The sequence below is a fragment of the Streptomyces sp. NPDC090106 genome, from assembly GCF_044747265.1.
In the GTDB taxonomy this organism is placed as follows: domain Bacteria; phylum Actinomycetota; class Actinomycetes; order Streptomycetales; family Streptomycetaceae; genus Streptomyces.
The window spans coordinates 580,353-602,532 of record NZ_JBIVDS010000004.1; the positions used below are offsets into that span (position 1 = coordinate 580,353).

Here is a 22,180-nt window from a genome sequence, read left to right on the forward strand (position 1 = left end):
AACGCCAGACTTCGCCACCCCCGACGCCACGCCCATGCTTTCGATGGATGCAGGGTTCCCCTTGTCTCGGACAGGGTGTGATGCGCCAACAGGTACGCACAGTGCAGTGATCGACACATGGTGTGATGTGGCCCACGGTGTTGCCAGCGGTGCAACGGAAAGGAACGAGCGCTCATGCGCGAGATCCTCGGAAAGGCACGCAGGCTCCTGTCCCAGCGGAACGACGGGGAGCCTGATGTGTTCAGCGCGGCCCTGACCTTCGCGACGGAATGGCAGTGGCCCGTACTCCCGGGTGCGGCACCCGACCCCCAGGGCCGGGCCCGCTGCTCCTGCCCCGACCCCGAGTGCACGGTCCCCGGGGCGCACCCCTTCGATCCCGGACTCCTCGCCGCCACCACCGACGCGCGCATGGTCCGCTGGTGGTGGGCCAACCGGCCGGCCGCGCCGATCGTCCTCGCCACCGGCGGGACCGCCCCCTGCGCCGTCTCCCTCCCCGCCCTCGCGGCCTCCCGGGCGCTCGTGGCCCTGGACCGCCAGGGCATGCGCCTGGGCCCGGTCGTCGCCTCGCACACGCGCTGGGCGATCCTCGTCAAGCCGTACTCGATGGAACAGCTGGGCGAACTGCTCTACGCGAAGGACTTCGTCCCCGGCTCCCTGCGCTTCCACGGCGAGGGCGGCTACCTCGCCCTGCCCCCGTCCGAGACCGGCTCCGGCGCCATCCGCTGGGAGCGCGCCCCGCTGCCCGGCTCGGCCTCCCCGTGGGTGCCCGACGTCGAGGCCGTCGTGGACGCCGTCGTCGACGCCCTCACTCGTACGGGTGTGAGCGCGCCCGAGTTGTAAGGGTGTCGGGCGCGGGCGGAACCAGCCGCCCGCGCGCGGTCGTTATCGTCCCCTTTCATGAACCTTCGTCTCCTCGCCCTCGCGGGCGTCGCGGCATGCGCGGTGGCGCTTCCCCTGGCCGTGGCGTCCGCGGGCCAGGTCGGCGACAAGGCGCATACGGCGGTACGGGCGTCCGTGCGCGACGACGCCAAGGCGGCCCCGTCCACCGCCCCCACCGGCTCCCCCGCGTCCGACGGCTCGCCCCTGCTGCTGGGCCTCGGCATGGCCACCGCCGCCAACTGCGGTCCCGAACTCACCTCGCCCGAGGGCATCGAGGCGCAGACCTGTGTCCTCGCGCAGGGCGAGGAGACCTGGGCGCGCACCTACTACCGCAATGTCACCGGCCGTCCGCTGGACGCCGTGCTGAGCTTCATGGGGCCCGAGGGGCGCACGGTGCAGATCCACTGCCCGGTGGGCGCGGGCGACGAGCCGGGCACGTGCGAGACGCCGAGGGAGAGGGCCGCGGGGCGGCCGGCCGCGTACTCGGCCGTCGCGGAGTTCGCGGGACGGGCCGGGGACGGGCCGCTGCTGCTGCGCTCCGGGAGCGACTCCGGTGCACCGGCGGGAAGCGATGACGCGGACGGCTCCGGAAACGGCTCCGGAAACGACTCCGACGTTGGCTCCGCGGACACTTCCGCGAGCAACTCCGGTTCATCTACGGGCAGTTGACGATCAGAAGCGTTCCGTAAACGGATCCGCGCATGGAAAGACCCGGTTGCTGGCGACGGGGGATGCACCAGCAACCGGGCTACTCGAACGGTAACAAGAGATCGGCTGTTCGCAAATTCGATCTCGCGATTCCATCGGCTTTCCGGACACCGACTCACGTGCGGCCAGGGGGAGTTGCGATCGGTTCCGGCCGCGGGCCCCGGCCCGGACGGGCTGACCGACCAGTCAGCCGCCCGGACGTTCCGACCTGTGCGTCAGCTGAGCGTCACCTGTCGGTTGGTCAGGCCGCCGCGCGCGCGGCGCTCGTCGGCCGTGAGCGGTGCGTCCGAGGCCAGAGCGGCGTCGAGGCGCTCGGCGAACTCGGCCGCGGGCTTCTCCACGTCGTCCGCCGAGACCCCGCTCGGCAGGTCCCAGACCGGCACCGTCAGACCGTGCGCACGGAAGGAACCGACGAGTCGGGTGCCCTCGCCGAGGCTCGACCTCCCGGCCGCGTGCAGCCGCGCGAGCGCGTCCAGAAGCTGCTCCTCCGCGTGGGGCATGACCCACCGCAGATGGTTCTTCTCCGGCGTCTCGCACCAGTAGGCGGCGTCCACACCCTGGAGCTTCACGGTCGGGATGGCGGCGGCGTTGGCCCGCTCCAGGGAGGCGGTCACCTCCGGGGTGGAGTTCTCCGCGTCCGGCACCCAGAACTCGAAGCCCTCGTGCACGACTGGCTCGAACGCGCCTTCGGGGTCGAGCAGATCCTGCAGCCGGGGACCGTCGGCGGGGGCGCGGCGGCCCTGGACGGGCGTGCCGGGGTCGGCGGCCAGCGCGCGCCGGAGGGTGTCGGCGAGGTCGCGGCTGATGTCGCCGGACGCCGTGTCGTTCTGGAGGCCGAGCAGGACCGAGCCGTCGTCGCGGCGCAGCGCGGGCCAGGCCATCGGCAGCACGGTGGCCAGGGTCACCGAGGGCACGCCGTCGGGCAGGCCGTCCTTCAGGGGCAGCTCGACGGTGGCGGCGGGGACCAGCTCGCGCAGGGCCACCCAGTCGCACTCGCCGGGCAGGCCCTCGAACGGGCGCCGCACCAGCTCGGTCACGGCCTGGGCCGCGGCCCGGCCGTGACACGCCTTGTAGCGCCGGCCGCTGCCGCAGGGGCAGGCCTCGCGGGCGCCGACCACCGGTACCTGTCCGTCGGCGCCCACGGCGGGGGCCCCGCCGGTCCGCTGAGGGCGCTGGGCCTTCGTCTGGGGTCGCTTCTTGGCCATGGTGAGGTCTCCCGGTTACGGCTGGTCTCGTACGGGCGGGAGCCTAGCCGTTCAGGACGGGGGCGAAGGGAGCCTGTGGACAACCCGCCCGTGTCACCCCGGACGCCGTCGGACGCCGTCAGTCGAGGTCGTCGAACGCGTCCGCGAAGTCGAGCCGAGTCATCGGACGTACCGAGGGGACCGCCACGCGCGCGGCGAGAGCCTCGCGGCGGTGCGCGTCGCCGGGTTCGTCGTCGTGCACGACGACCCACACCGTGACCTCGCCGCGGGCGTCGTCCCGGACGCCCCAGTCGTCGGCCAGCGCGGTGATGATGTTCAGCCCGCGACCGCCGCGCGCGGTGACCGAGGGAGTGGCCGGGGCCGGGCGGGTGGGTCCGCCGCCGTCGGTCACCTCGACCGTGAGCCGGCCGCTCGGTTCCATGCGCCACGCGGCACGGACGTCGCCGTCCCCGGCCAGGGCGTCGCCCAGGGGCCGGCCGTGCTTGCACGCGTTGCTCAAGAGTTCGGAAAGAATCAGAACGGCATCGTCGATGACCGATTCCGACACTCCGCCGTTGCGCAGCTGCCCGCGCATGCGATGTCTCGCTTCTCCCACGCCCGCAGGGCCATGGGGTACGGCCATGCTCGACGACGCGGGCACCTCCTGTGCCACCACCAACGCCACCCCCGAGACCTCCTTCGCCCCACGCCACGGTGTGGATGCCCCATTGGCCTGAACCGGAAACCGGCCATGACGGGTCCGCTGACGCATTCGACGCGTTCGAACACGTTCCGAACGCGCCGGAGCACTCCCTGTAACCGACTGGCCGGATTTAACCGGTATGGCTGTGACAGAAGATGCTCCAGCGGACTCCTGTGGTCAAGGTTTCTTCACAGGTCTTTACCACTGACGCACACTCGGCTCCCGGGCGGTCACCGGCCGAGTTGGCGCAGGACCGCGCGGGGACGGTTGGTGATGATGGCGTCGATGCCGAGCTCGGCGCAGAGGTCCACGTCCTCCGGCTCGTTCACCGTCCACACGTGCACCTGGTGACCGGCGCGTTTCAGCCGCTCGACGTATCCCGGGTGGTTGCGGACGATCCGGATCGAGGGGCCCGCGATCCCCACTCCGGCGGGCAGCCGGCCGTCGCGCAGCCGCGGCGAGAGGAACTGGAGCAGATAGACCGTCGGCAGCGTCGGTGAGGCGGCCCGCACACGGTGCAGCGACCGGGCGGAGAAGCTCATGATCCGCACCGGGGAGTCGGCGGCGGAGGCGGGCGCGTCCAGGCCGAAGCGCTTGAGCAGCACCAGCAGGCGCTCCTCCACCTGTCCGGCCCAGCGGGTGGGGTGCTTGGTCTCGATGGCCAGCTCGACCCGCCGTCCCGCGTCCGCGACCAGCTCCAGCAGGCGCTCCAGGGTCAGGACGGAGGTGTCCTCGCGGTCCTCGGGGCGGTGCTCCCAGTCGGGCGCCTCGTCCCGGTTCCGCCAGGAGCCGAAGTCCAGGGCGGCGAGTTCGGCCAGCTCCAGCGCGGAGACCGCCCCGCGCCCGTTGGACGTACGGTTGACGCGTCGGTCGTGGACGCAGACGAGGTGGCCGTCGGCCGTCAGGCGCACATCGCACTCGAGCGCGTCCGCGCCGTCCTCGATCGCCTTCTTGTACGCGGCCAGGGTGTGCTCGGGAGCCTCTTCGGAGGCTCCGCGGTGGGCGACGACCTGAATGGTGTGCTGCCGTGCGTGGGTCACCGCGTCATGGTCCCACCGCGCGCGGGTACGCGGTGTAGGGGTCCCCCTCGGGGCCTCCCCGCCGTTTTCGGGAGGTGCTCGTGGGGCTGATGCCGAGATGCGCCCGGTAGGAGTGGAAGGTCCCATATAAAGGATGGCCGTGGACCCACAGCCACCGCTTATGGTGCTCTGACGGCCTGTGGGAAAAGCTGACGGCATACAAAAGCACCAGCACAGCTTCATCGCGCCGGACCACCGGCACGCGTGAACGAGCGTGACCCAGTGCGACCGAGAGCGACCCGAGGACAACAGCCGTGGATCGAGGAGAGCAGCTGTGAGCACCGAGAACGAGGGCACCGCGGTACCCCCGGCCCCGTCCGCACCTCCTGTGCCGGTGGATTCCCCCGCATCCTCCCCGCAGGCGCACACGCCCGGCGGCGGCGCGCCCACTACCCCGCTCCCGCCGACTCCCCCGAGCGCCCCCGGCGCACCGGAGCAGGAGCTGGTGCACGCGGGCCAGGCGCCCGCCTACGGCGCCGCGGGCGGCGAGACCCAGGGCTCCGCGCCGGACGCCTCCTGGCCCCCGCCGCCCCCGGCGACCCCCTCCTACGCCGACGGCGGTGACCACGGCGGCTGGGGCGCGACCTACGCGGCCCCCGAGCCCAAGCCCCGCGGCAACGGGCGCGGCGGACTGTTCGCCGCCGTCCTGGTGGCGGCGCTGGTCGCGGGCGGCCTGGGCGGCGGCCTCGGCTACACCCTGGCCAAGAACGACGACACGACGTCCTCGACGACGGTCTCCGCCTCCGACAGCGGCGGCTCCGTCAAGCGCGAGGCCGGCACGGTGGCGGGCGTGGCCGCCTCGGCGCTGCCCAGCACGGTCACCATCGAGGCCGAGTCCAGCAGCGGCGAGGGCGGCACCGGCACCGGGTTCGTCTTCGACACCGAGGGCCACATCGTCACCAACAACCACGTGGTCGCGGACGCGGTCGACGGCGGCAAGCTGACGGCGACGTTCCCGAGCGGCAAGAAGTACGAGGCCGAGGTCGTGGGCCACGCCCAGGGCTACGACGTGGCGGTCATCAAGCTCAAGAACGCCCCGAGCGACCTCAAGCCGCTCACCCTCGGCAATTCGGACAAGGTCGCGGTCGGCGACTCCACGATCGCGATCGGCGCGCCCTTCGGCCTGTCGAACACGGTGACGACGGGCATCATCAGCGCCAAGAACCGCCCGGTGGCCTCCAGCGACGGCACCGGCTCGAACGCCTCCTACATGAGCGCGCTCCAGACGGACGCGTCGATCAACCCGGGCAACTCCGGCGGCCCGCTCCTCGACGCGCAGGGCAACGTGATCGGCATCAACTCCGCGATCCAGTCCACCAGCAGCGGCGGCCTCGGCGGCTCCAGCCAGTCCGGCTCGATCGGCCTCGGCTTCGCCATCCCGATCAACCAGGCCAAGTACGTCGCCCAGCAGCTCATCAAGACCGGCAAGCCGGTGTACGCCAAGATCGGCGCCTCGGTCTCCCTGGAGGACTCCACGGGCGGCGCGAAGATCACCGACACGGGCGCGGGCGGCGGCGACGCGGTCGAGTCCGGCGGCCCCGCGGCCAAGGCCGGCCTCAAGCCCGGTGACGTGATCACCAAGCTCGACGACACCGTCATCGACTCCGGCCCCACCCTCATCGGCGAGATCTGGACCCACCAGCCCGGCGACAAGGTCAAGATCACCTACGAGCGCGACGGCAAGACCGACACCGTCGAACTGACCCTCGGCTCCCGAGAGGGCGACAGCTGACCCCCACGCGCGCGTGGGCACCGGTTACTCTTGACCCCGCGCCGCCGGGCCCCGGCCACGGCGCCGCGGGGTGGGTTGCCCGAGCGGCCTAAGGGAACGGTCTTGAAAACCGTCGTCGCAGCGATGCGACCGTGGGTTCAAATCCCACACCCACCGCAGGTGAACGGCCCCTGACCAGGTTGATCGGTCGGGGGTCGTTTTCGTGTGCGCTGACTGCGAGTCACCGCGATTCTTCGTCAGTTACCGGTGGATCCGGGACGGTTGATGGTCAGTGGCTCCGTCCGATGGGGCAAAGCGGTCCGATGGAGTTCCTTGTCCGGTGCTCCGACCGTGTCGGCCGACCGCCTTTCGTGGATCGCACCTGGCTCACCCCCTGAAGCCCGCCACCGCCTGCGTCGACTCCGTCACTGCCGAACGGAAGCTCCCCTGGATCGTTGCTTTCCGGGACAGCGGAGAGGCTCGTGTGCTCGGATGGCTGCTGGGCAGAGCGGCCATCGCAGAGGATGTGTGAGTCGAATGGTTTCCGAGTGACCGGTCCCACGAAAGATGAACTCGACAAGGATCAGCTTGATCAACTCCATGCGGCGACGGTGAAGGCCTCGGAGGCCTGCCTTGAGTTGAAGAAGCTCTGCGCTCTCATCGTCGTGCCGGTCGGTGCTGTAGTCGCCTCTTTCGGAGACAAGAAACCCGGGCCGTCTCTTTTCGTGGCGGGCCTTATGGTGATCCTTGGTTTCTGGATAGCCGACAGCTTCAGCTACTACTATCAGAGGAAGTTGCGAGGCGCCATGATTCCGATCTGGCAACGCCGGGCCGATAACTGTCTCGACGCATACTCGTTCGTTCCGACTTCAGGTGCCGTGAAGCCTTGGCGCGCGGCCTTCAATGCCTCTATGGCGTACTATCTCGTCCTTGCCGTGCTGGTTGCCATCGGTGCTTGGGCCTACTCGGTAGGCTGGCTGGACGGGTAAGGTGCTCCTCATGCGCTACTTCGTCAGCTATGCAAGGCGCGACAACAGCTTTGAGCGGTTGCATCGAATCAGAGGACTCTTGCACGGGGATGCGCGAGAGATCTATATCGACGATCTGGTGGATCATCAGCCGGATGATGACAGGTATCAGGTCGTGGTCGACGCATTGGCTGGCGCCGATGTCTTTGTGGCGGTCGAGTCGCGTCATTACCTTGCTACGGATTGGACGCGGTGGGAGTTCGAAACCGCTCTGCGAATGAACATCGAGATGGCTGCGATATTTCCCGACTCGTCATTGGTGCAGTCGACGGATTCTCGATGGCCATGGCTGGACTATGTCGTCAGCGGAATTGAATGTATTCGCCAGTAGGTGTGTGGATTTCGGATCGCTCACCGGCCGATTGGCTCACCGGTCAGAGCTCGTGGTCCCGGGCCAGGTCGTTCCAGGGCATTGTGGTCAGGGGGTCGTCCGGGTGGCAGGGGGACGGTAGGTCGGTCGTGGGCTGGAACCAGACGACCGTGAGGCGGGAGCGGTACAGGACCGGGTCGTGGGACGGGTCCAGGGCCGTGGAGCGGAAGGCGCCGACGCAGGCCACGGGCGGGAGGGTCTCCACGGGGCCGAAGCCGCCCGAGTACTGGTCCGGGTACTCGCGCGGGGGCGGGACCAGGTGGACCGGGGTGCGGGGGAAGTCGTTCTCGGCCGATCGCAGCAGGCCCTGGATCTTCATCTCGTTGACCACCCGGCAGGGGTAGCCCTCCAGCAGGCCGCCGTAGGTGGAGGACATGCGGAGTTCGGAGAGTTCGACACTGCGGCCGGAGGCGAGTACGAGGCGGGCCAGTGACATGGTCGGCACTCTAGGGCGGCGGTGCATGGGTGGTCCTCTGGATTTCCGGCCGGCGCCCCGGCTCGCGCTGTGCTTTCGGTGTCTCGGAAGGGCCGGATGCCCGGACGGCCCCGGCCCGCCTCCGTTACGGCTGGTGGCCTGTCATGCGGGCCGCTGACGCGAGCGTCGCCCGGGCCTCCCGTTCCGACAGGCCCGTGTTGAGGGCGGCCTCGACGAAGGGTTCGACGAGGGCGGGGCCGATGCCGTCCTCGTAGGCGCGGCAGGCGGCCCAGAACAGACGGGTGTTGCGCTGGCCCTCGTGCGCGGCGAGGACGAACTGGACGAGCCCCTGGCCGTGGTCGCCGGCCGCCGCGGGCGTCGGGTGCCGGGTCGCGCGGGGCGGTGGCAGCAGCAGACGCAGCAGGGCCGGCGGGCAGACGGCCGGGGCCAGCCGGGCGGTGCCCGGAGCGGTGCGGTACTCGCCCTGGTCGGTGCGGGAGCCGGGGCCGACGAGGTAGCCGCCGGCGCCGCGGATGTCGATGCCGGGGGCGAGGCGGCTCGCCGAGTTGGGGACGACCACGTCCGGCGGGCCGCTCAGCCAGAGGTGACGGCCACCGCTCGGGGTCAGGACGACGACGGTCGCCGGGATCGTGAACAGATGGCGCAGGGCCAGCTCGCGCAGGGCGGCCGAGGAGTCCGTACCGGACTTCGTGTCGAGGTCGAGGCCGATGAGGTGATGGGGCGGCAGGCCGCAGGCGATGCCGTAGCCGGTCGCCCAGGGCGCCGCGGCGAACAGGGCGCGGATCCGGGAGGGGGCGGTCGCGGCGTCGTACACGCCGTGGCCGAAGCGGCCGCACTCGCCGTGGCAGCGGGCCGGGTCGGTGTCGTCGCGGTGGGGGGAGCGCAGGGCCGGGAGCTTCGTCCGGGACAGCGGGATGACCGCCAGTCCGCGTTCGGCGGCGGACAGGGCGTGGGCGAGGGCCAGCGTCGTGGCCTGCCGGTCGGTGGTGGCCATGGCTCTATTTTCGTACGAGTGTTCGAAAAAGGGAAGGGCGTGCGGGCTCGACTCGCCGGGCGGCGCGAGTTGGCTCGAAAGCTGCCGGAACGCTTCCGCTCTTGCGGTGCTTGGGGAGGTGATGCCCCGCTCGGGCCTTTTCGGGCCTTCAGGTCGTGAAAGGGGTTTATCGACTTGTCCTCACGCTTCAGGGGGAATGGGGACTTCCGGGGTGGTTCGCCGGGGTTCCGGTGGGCAACTCTGGTCTCGCGACGTTGCGAAGGACACCGAGACAACGCCGAGGCGGTCGGCCAACTGCCCTGGCAAAAGCCTTACTTGACGTACTTCCGGCTCACGAGGCCGGGTTCTGGAGGAAGAACATGGCAAGCATCCGTACCGCCCGCGTCATCGCCGCCGTCTCCGCTCTCCCGCTCGCCGCGGCACTCTTCACCGGCGTCGCGGCGGCGGACAACGGCGCCATCGCGGACGACGGATCGAACGCGGGTGTCGCGAGCATCGTCGGCAGTGGGGTCGGCGGCACCAACAACGGCAACTCGTCCACCACGCAGCAGAGCGCGGTCGGCTCCGGCGCCTCGAACCAGAGCAACACCGCACAGGTCAACGGCTCCGCGTTCACGGCCATCCAGCAGGGCAACCACAACTGGTCCGTCAACTTCACCCCGCTGTGGTGGTGAACCGGGGCGGGACCATGAGGAGGGGAGGGGATCGGCCGGTGGGGACCCGCCGATCTCCCTGAAGTCCCCTTCGACCAGGTGTGTTTCTTGGGGTGTGACACCTCTGCGCGGCGGTGCCTCGGCACCGCCGCGCAGGCGTTTCCCGCCACCCGGCGGCACCTTGACAGGGGCCCTGATCTGACGGACAGTCAGAAACCGTCGGAGACGAGGGGGTTCCCATGGCCGACGGCGAGGAACGGGACGGCGACGGTCAGGGGATCGCGCGCCGGCTCAAGGCGTACGAGGGTCTGCCCGCCGTCGTCTCCGGCACCGGCAAGGACCCCGTCAACGCGCCGATGATCCGCCACTGGTGCGAGGCGACGGGCGACACCAACCCGGCGTACACCGGCCCGGACGCGATCGCGCCCCCCACCATGCTCCAGGTGTGGACCATGGGAGGCCTCTCGGGCCACACAGGCCCCACGGGCCGCTCCTCCGCCTACGACGAACTCCTCGCGCTCCTCGACGAGTCGGGCTGCACCTCGGTCGTCGCCACCGACTGCGAGCAGGAGTACCACCGGCCGCTGCGCCCCGGGGACGAGATCACCTTCGACGCGGTGATCGAGTCCGTGTCGGACCGCAAGACGACCAGGCTGGGCGCCGGGTACTTCGTCACGACCCGCATGGACGTGCGCGTCGGCCCCGACCTCGTGGGCACCCACCGCTTCCGCATCCTCAAGTACGCGCCCGCCGCCCGCCGGGAGAAGCGGCCCCCTCGGCCGCGCCCCGTCGTCAACCGGGACAACGCCGGTTTCTGGGAGGGGGTCCGCGAGGGCCGGCTGCTGATCCAGCGCTGCACCGCCTGCGGCACCCTGCGCCACCCGTGGCTGCCCGGCTGCAACACCTGCGGCCACCTGGGGTGGGACACGGTCGAGGCGAGCGGGACGGGCACGGTGCACTCGTACGTCGTCATGCACCACCCGCCCTTCCCGGCCTTCGCGCCCCCTTACGCGGTCGGCCTCGTCGAGCTCACGGAAGGCGTCCGGATGGTCAGCAACGTGGTCGGGGTGCCGTACGACGAGGTGCGGATCGGGATGCCGGTGCGGCTCGAATTCCGTGAGTACGAGGAGGAGTTGGTGCTCCCGGTGTTCCGCGCCGAGGAGACGGCCGGGCAAAGGTCTCGGGAGGCGGCCGTATGAGGACCGGAGAGATGAGGACCGGCGAGCGACTGCCTCCGCTGGAGATCGCGGTGACCCGCACCCTCGTCGTCGCGGGCGCGATCGCCTCCCGGGACTACCAGGACGTCCATCACGACGCCGAACTCGCCCGGAGCAAGGGGTCTCCGGACATCTTCATGAACATCCTCACCACCAACGGCCTGGTCGGCCGTTACATCACCGACCACTTCGGGCCGACGGCCGTGCTGCGCCGGGTCGCCATCCGGCTGGGCGCCCCCAACTACCCGGGGGACACGATGGTGTTGACCGGGGTGGTGGAGGCCGTGGACGGCGACACGGCGACGGTCCGGGTGGTCGGGGAGAACGGCGTCGGCAAGCACGTCACGGGCACCGTGACGGTCACCGTCCCCTCGGGGGGTGCCGGATGAGCGTACGGACACGGGACACGCTCGGCGGGCGGGCGGCGATCGTCGGGATCGGCGCCACCGAGTTCTCCAAGGACTCCGGGCGCAGTGAACTGACCCTCGCCGCCGAGGCGGTGGGGGCCGCCCTCGCGGACGCGGGGCTGACACCCGCCGACGTGGACGGGATGGTCACGTTCACGATGGACACCACCCCGGAGATCACGCTGGCCCAGGCCTGCGGGATCGGCGAGCTGTCCTTCTTCTCCCGGATCCACTACGGCGGCGGCGCGGCCTGCGCCACCGTCCAGCAGGCGGCGCTCGCGGTGGCGACGGGCACGGCCGAGGTGGTGGTCTGCTACCGCGCCTTCAACGAACGCTCCGGTCGTCGCTTCGGCTCCGGCGTGCAGCACCGCGAACCCTCCGCGGAGGGCGTGGCGCTCGGCTGGGTCCTGCCGTTCGGGCTGCTCACCCCGGCGTCCTGGGTGGCGATGGCCGCCCAGCGCTACCTGCACACCCACGGTCTGACCCCGGAGGCGTTCGGGCAGGTCGCGGTGGCGGCCCGGCGGTACGCGGCGACCAACCCGGCGGCGTACTTCCACGGCCGGCCCATCACCCTCGCCGACCACGCCGCCTCGCGCTGGATCGTCGAGCCGCTGCGTCTGCTGGACTGCTGCCAGGAGACGGACGGCGGCCAGGCCCTCGTCGTCACCTCGCCCCAGCGGGCCCGGGACCTGCCGCACGCGCCCGCGGTGATCACCGCCGCGGCGCAGGGCGCGGGGCGGGCCCAGGAGGCGATGACGAGCTTCTACCGCGACGACCTGGCCGGTCTGCCCGAGACGGGCGTGGTCGCCCGCCAGCTGTGGCGCACCTCGGGGCTCACCCCGGCCGACATCGACGTGGCGATCCTCTACGACCACTTCACGCCGTTCGTGCTGATGCAGCTGGAGGAGTTCGGCTTCTGCGGGAAGGGCGAGGCACCGGACTTCGTCGCCGCGGGGGCGCTGCCGCTGAACACCCACGGCGGTCAGCTCGGCGAGGCGTACCTCCACGGCATGAACGGCATCGCGGAAGCCGTCCGCCAACTCCGCGGCACCTCCCCCAACCCCGTCCCCGCCGCCCACCACGTCCTGGTGACAGCGGGAACGGGCGTCCCGACCTCGGGCCTGATCCTGACGGGGGACGCCTGACGGGGATGTCTGACGGGGGACGCCTGACGGGGGATTTCTGACGGGGGACGCTCGACAGGGGACACGCTCGACAGGGGACCCCTGACAGGGGACGTCGGACGCGGCTCGGCGCGGGCACGGCCCCCCCCGCGCACCGCCTCCGCTGCATCCCCCCGCCCACGCGGCCCCGCCCGACGAGCCGCCCACTCCGCGCGCGGGCGCACCCTGGCGAGCGCGGTGGCGGCGAGAGGGCGGCGTGCCGCGCCCCCGGACGGACTCACTTGTCCGGCCCGACGGCGGGTGCGGGTACGGCCCCCTGCCCACCGTCGGACACCTGGGGCCCGGAAGCTCCCGGCCTGCGCGGCCCCGGCGAGCAGCCGGTCTGTGCGGGCGCACCCGGCCGAGCGCACTCACCTGTCCGTCCTGACGGTTGGCGCGGGTACGGCCCCGCGCGTACTGCTCGCCGGCCCGGGTCGCGGCAGCCGCCCGCCCGCGCGGACCCCACCCGACGAGCCCCCTACCCGCGCGGCTCCCATCCAGCGAGCCCTCCACCCGCGCGGGCGCACCCCCTGGCGAGCACGGCCTCGGCGGAAGCGCGGCGTCCCGTGGCATCTGCGCAGGCCCATCCGCCCGGCCTGACGTCCGGTGCCGGTACCCGCCCTGCCCCGCACGAGCCGCCGGACTTCCAGCCCCCGGCACGGCGGGTCGCCGGCCCCCTCCCCGGTGCTGCCGGCCGTCTGCCCTCCGCCCCCGGTGCTGCCGGCCGTCTGCCCTCCGCCCCCGGTGCCGCCGGCCGCCGACCCCCTCCCCGGTGCCGCCAGCCGCCGGCCCCCGCCCCCAGCGCGCCCGAGGCCGCTCGTTCTCCGTCCCCCGGCGCATCCCCTGGGGGTCATCCCGCAGTACACCCCACCCCCTCGTCCACCCTCAGGAGGTGGCCGTACCCCCACCCCTACAACCTGAGGCGGAGTCCTCTTCGGGACCTGCGGCCGATGAGCCGGAGGGGGGCTCGCTCCTAGCGTGGAGCCATGACCACACCCGTCTGCACCAGCGCCTCGGACGCCGCGGTACCGGCGAGGCAGGCCCGCCCGTATGCGACGTACCCCTCGTTCTCGTCGTACGTGAAGGCCCGCCAACCGGTGCTGCTGCGTACCGCCCGTTCGCTGACCGCCAACCCGAGCGACGCCGAGGACCTGCTGCAGACCGCGCTGACCAAGACGTACGTGGCCTGGGAGCGGATCGAGGACCACCGGGCGCTGGACGGCTATGTGCGCCGGGCGCTGCTGAACACGCGCACCTCGCAGTGGCGCAAGCGCAAGGTCGACGAGTTCGCGACCGACGAGATTCCCGAGCCGGAGCCCGAGCTGGGCGTCGCCGACCCCGCGGAGCAGCAGGCGCTGCACGACGCGATGTGGCGGGCGATCATGAAGCTGCCCGCCCGGCAGCGGGCGATGGTCGTCCTCAGGTATTACGAGGACCTCAGCGAGGTCCAGACGGCCGAGGTGCTCGACGTGTCCGTGGGCACGGTGAAGTCGGCGGTCTCCCGCGCCCTCGGCAAGCTCCGCGAGGACCCGGAGCTGGGCCTCGCCCGCCGGTAAGCAGCCCGCAAGGAGCCCGCAAGGAGCCCGTAGGGAGCCCGCAGGGAACCGGTGGACGACCGCGCGTGTGAACGCAACGTGACGTGATCGATCACCGTTCCCTAGTGACATACCGCGCGGTATGTGAGCAGAATCAGCCCAACCCTTAACCCACCGCGCAGGCAATGTCGCCCCGGGAGGACGCCGTGCTCAGCACCATGCAGGACGTACCGCTGCTGATCTCCAGGATCCTGACGCATGGATCGACGATCCACGGCGCGTCGCAGGTGACCACCTGGACAGGCGAGGGCGCACCGCACCGCCGCTCCTTCGCCGAGATCGGCGCCCGCGCCGCCCAGCTGGCGCACGCGCTGCGCGAGGACCTCGGCGTCACCGGCGACGAGCGGGTCGCCACCCTCGCCTGGAACAACGCCGAGCACGTCGAGGCGTACTTCGCGATCCCCTCGATGGGCGCGGTTCTGCACACCCTCAACCTGCGCCTTCCGGCCGAGCAGCTCGCCTGGATCGTGAACCACGCCGCCGACCGGGTGATCATCGCCAACGGCACCCTGCTGCCGCTGCTCGCCCCGCTGCTGCCGCATCTGAAGACCGTCGAGCACGTCGTCGTCTTCGGCCCGGGCGACCGGTCCCTGCTCGACGGCTCGGCCGCGACCGTGCACGAGTACGAGGACCTGCTCGCCGGCAAGCCGACCGCGTACGACTGGCCGGAGCTGGACGAGCGGCAGGCCGCGGCCATGTGCTACACCTCCGGCACCACGGGCGACCCCAAGGGCGTCGTCTACAGCCACCGGTCGATCTACCTGCACTCGATGCAGGTGAACATGGCCCAGTCGATGGGGCTCACCGACCAGGACACCTCGCTCGTCGTCGTCCCGCAGTTCCATGTGAACGCCTGGGGGCTCCCGCACGCCACCTTCATGACCGGCGTCAACCTCCTCATGCCGGACCGCTTCCTCCAGCCCGAGCCGCTCGCCGCGATGATCGAGAGCGAACGTCCGACCCACGCCGCCGCCGTGCCGACCATCTGGCAGGGCCTGCTCGCCGAGCTCACCGCCCGGCCGCGTGACGTCTCCTCGCTCGGCCAGGTCACCATCGGCGGCTCGGCCTGCCCGCCCTCCCTCATGGAGGCCTTCGACAAGCTGGGCATGCGCGTCTGCCACGCCTGGGGCATGACGGAGACCTCCCCGCTCGGCACCATCGCCCGCCCGCCGGCCCAGGCCGTCGGCACCCCGGAGGAGTTCGCCTACCGGCTCACCCAGGGCCGCTTCCCCACCAGCGTCGAGGCCCGCCTCACCGGCCCCGGCGGGGAGCGCATCCCCTGGGACGGCGAGTCCGCGGGCGAGCTGGAGGTCCGCGGCCCGTGGATCGCCGGCGCCTACTACAACGGACCCGACGCCGAACCGCTGCGCCCCGCCGACAAGTTCAGCGAGGACGGCTGGCTGAAGACGGGCGACGTCGGCACCATCTCCGCCGACGGCTTCCTGACCCTCACCGACCGCGCCAAGGACGTCATCAAGTCCGGCGGCGAGTGGATCAGTTCGGTCGAACTGGAGAACGCGCTGATGTCCCACCCGGACGTCGCCGAGGCCGCCGTCGTCGCCGTCCCCGACGACCGCTGGGGCGAGCGCCCGCTGGCCACGGTCGTCCTGCGCGAGGGCTCCGACGCGACCTTCGAGACGCTGCGCGCCTTCCTCGCCGACGAGGGAAAGATCGCCAAGTGGCAGCTCCCCGAGCGCTGGACGGTCATCGCGTCCGTCCCCAAGACCAGCGTCGGCAAGTTCGACAAGAAGGTCATCAGGAAGCAGTACGCCGAAGGCACCCTGGACGTGACCAAGCTCTGAGACGGCACCCTTCGGCACCGACTGGGCCCCGCACCGGGCTCAGTTGGTGCCGATCCGTGCCAGCAGGTCCACGATCCGCGCCTGCACCTCGTCGCTCGTCGACCGCTCCGCGAGGAACAGCACCGTCTCCCCGGACGCCAGCCGCGGCAGGTCGGCCTGGTCCACGGCGGCGGTGTAGACGACCAGCGGCGTCCGGTTGAGCTGCCCGTTCGCCCGCAGCCAGTCGATGATCCCGGACTGGCGGCGGTGCACCTGGAGCAGGTCCATCACGACCAGGTTCGGCCGCAGATGCCCGGCCAGCGCCACCGCGTCCGCGTCGCTCGCCGCCCGCGCCACCTGCATCCCGCGCCGCTCCAGCGTCGCGGTCAGCGCCAGCGCGATCTCCGCGTGCTCCTCGATCAGCAGCACCCGCGGCGGATGCTGCTCGCTGTCCCGCGGCGCGAGCGCCTTCAGCAGGACGGCAGGGTCGGCCCCGTAGGCGGCCTCGCGCGTCGCCTGGCCCAGCCCTGCGGTGACCATCACCGGCACCTCGGCCGCCACCGCGGCCTGCCGCAGCGACTGCAAGGCGGTGCGGGTGATCGGGCCGGTCAGCGGGTCCACGAACAGCGCGGCCGGGAAGGCGGCGATCTGCGCGTCGACCTCCTCGCGCGAGTGCACGATCACCGGCCGGTACCCGCGGTCGCTCAGCGCCTGCTGGGTCGTCACGTCCGGCGCGGGCCACACCAGCAGCCGGCGCGGGTTGTCCAGCGGCTCCGGCGGCAGCTCGTCGTCCATCGGCTGCGGACGCGGCGGATCGGCCACCTCGACCGCCCCGCCGGGACCGTCCAGCGGCTCGGGCCCCTCGGCGGCGTTCTCGTCCGGCGCCCCTATGGCGTACGACCGTCCGGTGCCCTCCGTCGTCTGCGCGAGCCGGGACTGCCCGGCCAGGGACGGCTGGGGCTGCTCACCGCTCGGGTGCGGGCGCCCGGCCGGGTCCGGGGGCGTGCCGAGCTTGCGCCGACGGCCCCCGCCGCCCGGCTGGTGCGGGGCGGGTGTCGCCGTGGGCAGCTGCACCTGCGCGGCCTGCCGGGTGAACTCCACCCCCTGGCCCAGCGTCCGCACGCTGATCGCGCGCCCCTGCGTCGAGTTGGGGTCCAGCGGCGCCGGCAGGGCCTCGGCGGGCAGCGGCTGGGCCGCCCGCGGCTGCTCGGCCGCGACGGCCTCGGGCGGCAGCGGGGTCCCGGTCGCCGGGGTGCCGGCCTGCCGCGCGGCCGGTACGGGGGCGGCGTCGCCCTGCGCGGGCACGCTCTCCGCCGGGAGCGGCTGCGCGGGGGTCTGCCGCGCGGCCGGAGCGGGAAGCGCGGCGGCAGCCGGAAGCGGGGCGGGGGCCGGAAGCTGAGCGGGCGCCGGGAGCTGGGCGGGCGCCGAGGCCTGGGCCGGGACCGGCTGCGCGGGCACCCCGGCGGCCTCTCCCGGCTGCCCCACGGCCCGGCGACGGCGTCCCGTGGGCCCGCTCGCCGGGTGCGGCTGCGGCGGGGTGTGGTCGTCGGCCTGCTCGTGCGGGACGGCGTCGTGCCGCCCCTCGTCGACGAGCCCGGCGGCGGGTACGGGCATCGGCGCGGGCGCCTGCGCGGGTACGGACGCCGGGAGGGGCACCGCCTCGGCCTCGGGCGCGGAGACCTGCGCGGGCACCGGCACCGGACCACCGGCGCGCACCGGCTGCCCGGCCGTCCCCGTGCCGGGCCGGTCGGCCTCCGCGGGCGGCAGCGCGAACACCGCGCGCGGCGCGGCCTCCTGCGCGGCGGCCCGCTCACCCGCGGCGGCCAGCGCGCGGCGCCTGCGGCCGCTCGGCTGACCGGCATCCTCGGCGGAGCCCCCGGCAGGGCTTGCGGCAGGACTTCCGGCAGGACTTCCGGCGGGCGGCAACGCGGCCGGAAGCGCCGCCTGCTGGCCCGCCGCAGCGGGCGCGGGCACGCCCTGCGGCGGCACGCTGCCCAGTCCGTTCCCGGCGGCGGCGGTGCCCGCGGCGTGCTCGGCGGCGGTCACCACGGCACCCTCGGAGACGCCCCCGTCGCCGGCGGCGTCCTCGGCGGGCCGTCCCCGGCGCCGTCCGGTGCCACCGGAACCCGACTGCTCAGGACCGGCCTGCAAGGCGACCGGCGCCGCCTCCTCGGCGGCGCGCCTGCGCCGGCGACCGGTGGGGACGCCCGCGTCGGCGGGGGCCCCGTCCGGGGCGGCCTGGTCGGCCGCCGGGTCCTCGCTCTCCAGGAACGCGTCGACGGAGGACCGCCGGGCCCGCCGCCGTCCACCGGCCTCGGGGTGCGCCTCGGGCTGTGCCTCGGGGCGGGCATCGGGGTGGGCTTCGGGCAGGGCGAGTTCGGCGCCGACCGGAGCGGAGGCCGCCACCGCGCCCGCGCCGCCGCCGATCGGCACCTCCAGCACGTACGCGCTGCCGCTCATGCCCGGTACCTCGACGGTCTGGAGCACCCCGCCGTGCGCGCGCACGATCCCGCGCACGATCGGCTCGTGCACCGGGTCGCCCCCGGTGTACGGCCCGCGCACCTCGATACGGACGACCTCGCCGCGCTGGGCGGCGGCCACGACCACGGTGTTGTCCATGTAACCGCCCGCCGAGACGGGCGCGTTGCCGGTCGCGTCGACCCCGGCGACATCGGCCACCAGATGGGCCAGGGCGCGGGCGAGCAACTGGGCGTCGACCTCGGCCTCGATGGGCGGGGCGTGCACCGCGAACTGCACCCGGCCGGGCCCGACCAGCTCGATGGCGCCCTCGACACCGGCCGCGACGACGGCGTCCAGCATCACCTTGGTGCGGGCGATGCCCTGGCCGCTCTCCGCGTCGAGCCGCTGGAAGGCGAGGACGTTGTCGATGAGCTGGGTGATCCGCGAGTACCCGGCGGAGAGATGGTGCAGGACCTGGTTGGCCTCCGGCCACAGCTGCCCGGCGTCGTCGGCGGCGAGCGCGGCCAGTTCGCGGCGCAGTTCGTCCAGCGGTCCGCGCAGGGACTGACCCAGCAGTGTCAGCAGTTGCTCGTGCCGTCCGGCGAGCGCCTCGAAGCGGTCCTTCTCGCGCTCGCCGAGCGCGGCGTAGCGCTCCTCGCCGGCGGCGAGTTCCTCGTCGTGCCGCTCCTGGAGCTCCTCGGCCTCGGTGACGTGCTTCTGGCGCAGCGCGGTCAGTTCGGAGGCGTGCTCCTCGGAGAGCCGTTCCAGCTCGTCCTCGTGGGCCTTGTGCTGGGCGTCCTTCTCGGCGGCGAGCGCGTCGTAGGGGCGCCGGTCGGTGAAGGTCATGACGGCGCCGACGAGCTGGTCGCCGTCGCGCACCGGCGCGGTCGTCAGGTCGACGGAGACCTTGTCGCCCTTCTTCGACCACACCACCTGCCCGCGCACCCGGTGCTTGCGCCCGGAGCGCAGGGTGTCGGCGAGCGGGGACTCCTCGTAGGGGAAGGGGGTGCCGTCGGCCCGCGAGTGCAGCATCAGCTCGTGCAGTTCGCGTCCGCCGAGGTCGCTGGCCCGGTAGCCGAGGATCTGGGCGGCGGCCGGGTTGACGAGGACGATCCGCCCGTCGGTGTCGGTGCCGACGACGCCCTCGGAGGCGGCCCGCAGGATCATCTCGGTCTGCCGCTGCGAGCGCGCCAGTTCGGCCTCGGTGTCGACGGTGCCGGTGAGGTCCCGTACGACCAGCATCAGCAGCTCGTCGCCGCTGTAGCCGTAACCGTCGTAGGCCTGCTGTCCGTTCTCCAGGTTGGCGCTGGTGACCTCGACGGGGAACTCGGCGCCGTCGGTCCGGCGCGCGATCATCCGGGTCGGTTTGGTCCGCCCGCGCGGGTCCATGTGGTCGGGGCGCCGCATGGACCCCGGGATGAGCTTGGAGTCGAACTCGGGCAGCAGATCGAGCAGCCCCCGCCCCACCAGAGCCGTCCCCGGCGCCTCGAAGGCCTCCAGGGCGATCGTGTTGGCGTTGACGACGGTGCCGTTGGCGTTGACCAGCACCAACGCATCGGGCAGCGCGTCGAGTATGGCTGCGAGGCGAGCAGCGCCTCGGGATGGCCTGCTGCTCACGAGACGCTTCCTCCCTGTTACCGCACCTTGCCCACCGCTCGGGCCATCTTGCCAACCGGCCCGCGGCGTGTCACGCGAGGGAGTCTAAAGGCTGGGGATGTGCTCACGCCGCTGGATGAGAGGGAGGTCGCACGACGAAGTGACGCGGAACGTGTGCGCGCATCCACGACCACGGGCTTCCGCCGCGCACGGGCCGCGCGGGACATGTACGGCCGCCGGGCGTCCGCCATGGAACACCTGTGCGGACGCGGTCCGTTCACCGTGCCATATCGGGCAGTACGGGGACGAGCCGGTCCCAGCGCCCGATCTCGCAGCCGTCGCCGCGGTCGAACGACGCGTTCACCGGGCGCCCGGCCCAGGTTCCCGCGACATGGGCGGTGGCCGGACCGCCGTACTGCATGGTGCACATCGTGCCCGCGGGCACGGGGGCGAAGGCGTCGGTGCCCCAGCGGGCCCCGCGGTCGAGCGCGGAGCAGGCCCGGCCGGCGTCGGGGTGGCTGCCGCCGCCGGGGTGGCAGTACAGCTCGAAGGTGCCGTCCTTGCCGTCGCCCGCGTTCCGCACCGTGACGGTGAGGTGGTCGCCGGCGGCGCGGGCCTGGGCGGGTGCCGCAGGCAGGGAGAGCGCGGAGGTGGCGCCGAGCAGCAGCACGGGGGCGAGGCGGCGCGAGGTCTGGAGGAACATGACCTGACTAACGCGCCCGCCCCGGCCCGGTTGCGAAGTGCTTTGCTCTCTGGCCTGCGGGCCTAGTACCGTGGGAGCCGATTGGTGACAGCGCGCTCGACTGTGTCATCATCTGCACGCACCACTCGCGCTCGCGCGGGAGGTTGTGCTGGAGGCGTCGCCTAGTCCGGTCTATGGCGCCGCACTGCTAATGCGGTTTGGGACGCAAATCCCATCGAGGGTTCAAATCCCTCCGCCTCCGCGCAAGATCACGAAGCCCCGGTCCCAGGACCGGGGCTTCGTCGTTCCCGGGTTCCCCCGTCCGGGTCCATCTGGTGTCGTTTCCGCAGCTCACAAGGGGTGCGGCAAACGGATTTCACATGGCGGCGGCAGTCATGTAATGTTCTTCCTGTCGCCGAGAGCGGCCCGGAAGGGCAAGGAACGGCGGGAAAACAGAACAAGCACTCGTAGCTTAACGGATAGAGCATCTGACTACGGATCAGAAGGTTGCAGGTTCGAATCCTGCCGAGTGCACATCGGATGAAGGCCCCGGACGAAAGTCCGGGGCCTTTGTCGTGGGCCGGTTCGTTCTTGGGGGCGTCGATGAAGGCCGAGGGTGTCGGGGCGGGGCTCGTCGTGGTGGTGCTGGCGGGCCTGCTCGCGGGGTGCGGGCGGAGTGCGTCCGGCGGGTCGGAGGAGGCGAAGGACACGGCTGCCGGGACGGTCTCGTCCGCGGGGCCGGTCGGGCTCACCCCCGAGGTGCTGCAGAGCCGTTGGTGGAGCTGGGCGGGGTCGGAGCCCGAGGGGACGAACCCCGTGGCCGACGAGGACGGCGACGACTGTGCCCGCAACCAGCCCGAGGACGTGTGGTTCCTGGCGGGCACCTTCGGCACCCTGGCCGAGCGCGGCTGCACCGTCCCGGCGGGGACTCCTCTGGCATTCCCCCTGGTGAACCGGATCGGGACGCCCGCGGAGTGCGCCGCGTTCATGGCGGAGGCCGACGGTTCGGCGGTCCTGGACGGCGAGGAGGCCGACGCCGAGGTCTACCGGGACTCGCGGATCACCGTGCGGGGCGTCGACGGCAACCCCGTCACCGGCTCGGGCGGGAGCTTCACGGCCACCGGGTGCGGGATCTGGGTCCAACTGCCCGCCCCGGCCCCCGGACCGCACACGCTCACGATCCGGGGCCGGGCGGGCGACTTCTCGACGGGCGTCGACTACACCCTGACGGTGACCGGCGCGTAGGGCTCACGCCGCCGCCCCGGCCAGCCGGTGGAAGGCCTGGGTGGTGCGCGGGTGGGCCAGTTCGTCCAGGAGGTGGCGCCACTCGGGGTCCGCGGTGGCCGGGTGGGCCCGGTCCCAGGCGGTGAGCAGCGGGGCGAGGTCGCCGTCGCGGGCGTCGGGGACGGAGCCGGAGCCGGAGGTGCTGTTCGGCTGGGGGGCGGGCAGCGCGTTCATGGGGGAGCTCCTTCTAGCTGAGGGCTGAGGGCGGAGGTGCCTGACCGGCCGGACTCGCTGGACGTGCCGAACCGGC

Annotated in this window: 20 protein-coding genes and 3 tRNA genes; 15 read left to right on the forward strand and 8 right to left on the reverse strand. The window is 72.5% G+C overall.

Going from position 1 to position 22,180, the window contains the following annotated elements; genetic code table 11:
* Window positions 1-174: 174 nt before the first annotated feature.
* Both ACIPSE_RS16395 and ACIPSE_RS16400 read left to right on the forward strand, forming a co-directional pair.
* A complete protein-coding gene (locus tag ACIPSE_RS16395; protein WP_401662866.1) occupies window positions 175-840 on the forward strand; it encodes a bifunctional DNA primase/polymerase in 666 nt (221 codons plus the stop codon).
* Between the two features lie 57 nt (window positions 841-897).
* On the forward strand, window positions 898-1,548 hold the full coding sequence (locus ACIPSE_RS16400) for a hypothetical protein (RefSeq protein WP_401662868.1): 651 nt from the start codon (window positions 898-900) through the stop codon (window positions 1,546-1,548).
* Between the two features lie 254 nt (window positions 1,549-1,802).
* Here ACIPSE_RS16400 and ACIPSE_RS16405 read toward each other — a convergent pair whose 3' ends face one another.
* The 3 genes from ACIPSE_RS16405 to ACIPSE_RS16415 form a co-directional block, all read right to left on the reverse strand.
* A complete protein-coding gene (locus tag ACIPSE_RS16405) occupies window positions 1,803-2,792 on the reverse strand; it encodes a DUF5926 family protein (RefSeq protein ID WP_401662870.1) in 990 nt (329 codons plus the stop codon).
* Window positions 2,793-2,910: 118 nt separating this feature from the next.
* Window positions 2,911-3,543 carry an ATP-binding protein gene (locus ACIPSE_RS16410; RefSeq protein WP_401662872.1) on the reverse strand — a complete coding sequence of 211 codons (633 nt, stop codon included), beginning with the start codon at window positions 3,541-3,543 and terminating at the stop codon, window positions 2,911-2,913.
* A 161-nt stretch (window positions 3,544-3,704) separates the two neighbouring features.
* Window positions 3,705-4,514 (reverse strand): glycerophosphodiester phosphodiesterase, encoded by an 810-nt coding sequence (locus tag ACIPSE_RS16415; protein ID WP_401662874.1) that lies wholly within the window; start codon window positions 4,512-4,514, stop codon window positions 3,705-3,707.
* 313 nt (window positions 4,515-4,827) lie between these two features.
* On the opposite strand from ACIPSE_RS16415, the gene ACIPSE_RS16420 reads away from it, so the two are divergent.
* From ACIPSE_RS16420 to ACIPSE_RS16435, 4 genes are all read left to right on the forward strand, one after another.
* The gene (locus ACIPSE_RS16420) at window positions 4,828-6,285 is read left to right on the forward strand and encodes a S1C family serine protease (protein ID WP_401662876.1); all 1,458 of its coding nucleotides are present in this window, start codon (window positions 4,828-4,830) and stop codon (window positions 6,283-6,285) included.
* A gap of 69 nt (window positions 6,286-6,354) precedes the next feature.
* Window positions 6,355-6,441, forward strand: a tRNA-Ser gene (locus tag ACIPSE_RS16425).
* Window positions 6,442-6,812: 371 nt separating this feature from the next.
* The gene (locus tag ACIPSE_RS16430; protein ID WP_401662878.1) at window positions 6,813-7,253 is read left to right on the forward strand and encodes a hypothetical protein; all 441 of its coding nucleotides are present in this window, start codon (window positions 6,813-6,815) and stop codon (window positions 7,251-7,253) included.
* Window positions 7,254-7,263: 10 nt separating this feature from the next.
* Window positions 7,264-7,623: a TIR domain-containing protein gene (locus ACIPSE_RS16435; RefSeq protein WP_401662880.1), complete on the forward strand. Its 360-nt coding sequence runs from the start codon at window positions 7,264-7,266 to the stop codon at window positions 7,621-7,623.
* Window positions 7,624-7,666: 43 nt separating this feature from the next.
* Here ACIPSE_RS16435 and ACIPSE_RS16440 read toward each other — a convergent pair whose 3' ends face one another.
* Window positions 7,667-8,098 (reverse strand): hypothetical protein, encoded by a 432-nt coding sequence (locus ACIPSE_RS16440; RefSeq protein WP_401662882.1) that lies wholly within the window; start codon window positions 8,096-8,098, stop codon window positions 7,667-7,669.
* A 124-nt stretch (window positions 8,099-8,222) separates the two neighbouring features.
* Complete coding sequence (locus ACIPSE_RS16445; RefSeq protein ID WP_401662884.1) at window positions 8,223-9,092, reverse strand: bifunctional DNA primase/polymerase; 870 nt, start codon at window positions 9,090-9,092, stop codon at window positions 8,223-8,225.
* A 359-nt stretch (window positions 9,093-9,451) separates the two neighbouring features.
* Between ACIPSE_RS16445 and ACIPSE_RS16450 the strand changes: the two genes are divergently transcribed.
* The 6 genes from ACIPSE_RS16450 (at window position 9,452) to ACIPSE_RS16475 (ending at window position 15,929) form a co-directional block, all read left to right on the forward strand.
* The gene (locus ACIPSE_RS16450; RefSeq protein ID WP_401662886.1) at window positions 9,452-9,766 is read left to right on the forward strand and encodes a hypothetical protein; all 315 of its coding nucleotides are present in this window, start codon (window positions 9,452-9,454) and stop codon (window positions 9,764-9,766) included.
* A 218-nt stretch (window positions 9,767-9,984) separates the two neighbouring features.
* Complete coding sequence (locus ACIPSE_RS16455; RefSeq protein WP_401662888.1) at window positions 9,985-10,944, forward strand: bifunctional MaoC family dehydratase N-terminal/OB-fold nucleic acid binding domain-containing protein; 960 nt, start codon at window positions 9,985-9,987, stop codon at window positions 10,942-10,944.
* 11 nt (window positions 10,945-10,955) lie between these two features.
* Window positions 10,956-11,351 carry a MaoC/PaaZ C-terminal domain-containing protein gene (locus ACIPSE_RS16460; RefSeq protein ID WP_401662890.1) on the forward strand — a complete coding sequence of 132 codons (396 nt, stop codon included), beginning with the start codon at window positions 10,956-10,958 and terminating at the stop codon, window positions 11,349-11,351.
* Entirely contained in the window at window positions 11,348-12,514 is a 1,167-nt protein-coding gene (locus ACIPSE_RS16465) for a lipid-transfer protein (RefSeq protein WP_401662892.1), read from the forward strand. The genes ACIPSE_RS16460 and ACIPSE_RS16465 overlap by 4 nt, the downstream gene beginning before the upstream one ends.
* 1,004 nt (window positions 12,515-13,518) lie before the next feature.
* Entirely contained in the window at window positions 13,519-14,088 is a 570-nt protein-coding gene (locus ACIPSE_RS16470; protein WP_401662894.1) for a SigE family RNA polymerase sigma factor, read from the forward strand.
* A 164-nt stretch (window positions 14,089-14,252) separates the two neighbouring features.
* Window positions 14,253-15,929, forward strand: coding sequence for a long-chain fatty acid--CoA ligase (locus tag ACIPSE_RS16475; RefSeq protein ID WP_401662896.1), 1,677 nt, complete (start codon window positions 14,253-14,255; stop codon window positions 15,927-15,929).
* Window positions 15,930-15,968: 39 nt separating this feature from the next.
* Here the strand turns inward: ACIPSE_RS16475 and ACIPSE_RS16480 are convergent, their stop codons facing one another.
* Together ACIPSE_RS16480 and ACIPSE_RS16485 are read right to left on the reverse strand one after the other, a co-directional pair.
* The gene (locus ACIPSE_RS16480; protein WP_401662898.1) at window positions 15,969-19,985 is read right to left on the reverse strand and encodes a PAS domain-containing protein; all 4,017 of its coding nucleotides are present in this window, start codon (window positions 19,983-19,985) and stop codon (window positions 15,969-15,971) included.
* A 256-nt stretch (window positions 19,986-20,241) separates the two neighbouring features.
* The gene (locus ACIPSE_RS16485) at window positions 20,242-20,667 is read right to left on the reverse strand and encodes an SSI family serine proteinase inhibitor (protein WP_401662900.1); all 426 of its coding nucleotides are present in this window, start codon (window positions 20,665-20,667) and stop codon (window positions 20,242-20,244) included.
* A gap of 150 nt (window positions 20,668-20,817) precedes the next feature.
* Between ACIPSE_RS16485 and ACIPSE_RS16490 the strand changes: the two genes are divergently transcribed.
* From ACIPSE_RS16490 to ACIPSE_RS16500, 3 genes are all read left to right on the forward strand, one after another.
* Window positions 20,818-20,908, forward strand: a tRNA-Ser gene (locus tag ACIPSE_RS16490).
* A gap of 199 nt (window positions 20,909-21,107) precedes the next feature.
* Window positions 21,108-21,180: transfer RNA gene (locus tag ACIPSE_RS16495), tRNA-Arg, on the forward strand.
* 69 nt (window positions 21,181-21,249) lie between these two features.
* On the forward strand, window positions 21,250-21,891 hold the full coding sequence (locus tag ACIPSE_RS16500) for a signal protein (RefSeq protein WP_401662902.1): 642 nt from the start codon (window positions 21,250-21,252) through the stop codon (window positions 21,889-21,891).
* A gap of 3 nt (window positions 21,892-21,894) precedes the next feature.
* On the opposite strand, the gene ACIPSE_RS16505 is transcribed toward ACIPSE_RS16500, so the two are convergent.
* The gene (locus tag ACIPSE_RS16505; RefSeq protein WP_401662904.1) at window positions 21,895-22,104 is read right to left on the reverse strand and encodes a hypothetical protein; all 210 of its coding nucleotides are present in this window, start codon (window positions 22,102-22,104) and stop codon (window positions 21,895-21,897) included.
* Between the last annotated feature and the right edge of the window lie 76 nt (window positions 22,105-22,180).

What these genes read in the sequence shown, in the direction of transcription:
- ACIPSE_RS16395 (WP_401662866.1), top strand. Translation starts at nt 175, where the DNA reads ATGCGCGAGATCCTCGGAAAGGCACGCAGGCTCCTGTCCCAGCGGAAC.
- ACIPSE_RS16400 (WP_401662868.1), top strand. Translation starts at nt 898, where the DNA reads ATGAACCTTCGTCTCCTCGCCCTCGCGGGCGTCGCGGCATGCGCGGTG.
- ACIPSE_RS16405 (WP_401662870.1), bottom strand. Translation starts at nt 2,792, where the DNA reads ATGGCCAAGAAGCGACCCCAGACGAAGGCCCAGCGCCCTCAGCGGACC.
- ACIPSE_RS16410 (WP_401662872.1), bottom strand. Translation starts at nt 3,543, where the DNA reads ATGCGTCAGCGGACCCGTCATGGCCGGTTTCCGGTTCAGGCCAATGGG.
- ACIPSE_RS16435 (WP_401662880.1), top strand. Translation starts at nt 7,264, where the DNA reads ATGCGCTACTTCGTCAGCTATGCAAGGCGCGACAACAGCTTTGAGCGG.
- ACIPSE_RS16440 (WP_401662882.1), bottom strand. Translation starts at nt 8,098, where the DNA reads ATGTCACTGGCCCGCCTCGTACTCGCCTCCGGCCGCAGTGTCGAACTC.
- ACIPSE_RS16445 (WP_401662884.1), bottom strand. Translation starts at nt 9,092, where the DNA reads ATGGCCACCACCGACCGGCAGGCCACGACGCTGGCCCTCGCCCACGCC.
- ACIPSE_RS16450 (WP_401662886.1), top strand. Translation starts at nt 9,452, where the DNA reads ATGGCAAGCATCCGTACCGCCCGCGTCATCGCCGCCGTCTCCGCTCTC.
- ACIPSE_RS16455 (WP_401662888.1), top strand. Translation starts at nt 9,985, where the DNA reads ATGGCCGACGGCGAGGAACGGGACGGCGACGGTCAGGGGATCGCGCGC.
- ACIPSE_RS16460 (WP_401662890.1), top strand. Translation starts at nt 10,956, where the DNA reads ATGAGGACCGGCGAGCGACTGCCTCCGCTGGAGATCGCGGTGACCCGC.
- ACIPSE_RS16465 (WP_401662892.1), top strand. Translation starts at nt 11,348, where the DNA reads ATGAGCGTACGGACACGGGACACGCTCGGCGGGCGGGCGGCGATCGTC.
- ACIPSE_RS16470 (WP_401662894.1), top strand. Translation starts at nt 13,519, where the DNA reads ATGACCACACCCGTCTGCACCAGCGCCTCGGACGCCGCGGTACCGGCG.
- ACIPSE_RS16475 (WP_401662896.1), top strand. Translation starts at nt 14,253, where the DNA reads ATGTCGCCCCGGGAGGACGCCGTGCTCAGCACCATGCAGGACGTACCG.
- ACIPSE_RS16485 (WP_401662900.1), bottom strand. Translation starts at nt 20,667, where the DNA reads ATGTTCCTCCAGACCTCGCGCCGCCTCGCCCCCGTGCTGCTGCTCGGC.
- ACIPSE_RS16500 (WP_401662902.1), top strand. Translation starts at nt 21,250, where the DNA reads ATGAAGGCCGAGGGTGTCGGGGCGGGGCTCGTCGTGGTGGTGCTGGCG.
- ACIPSE_RS16505 (WP_401662904.1), bottom strand. Translation starts at nt 22,104, where the DNA reads ATGAACGCGCTGCCCGCCCCCCAGCCGAACAGCACCTCCGGCTCCGGC.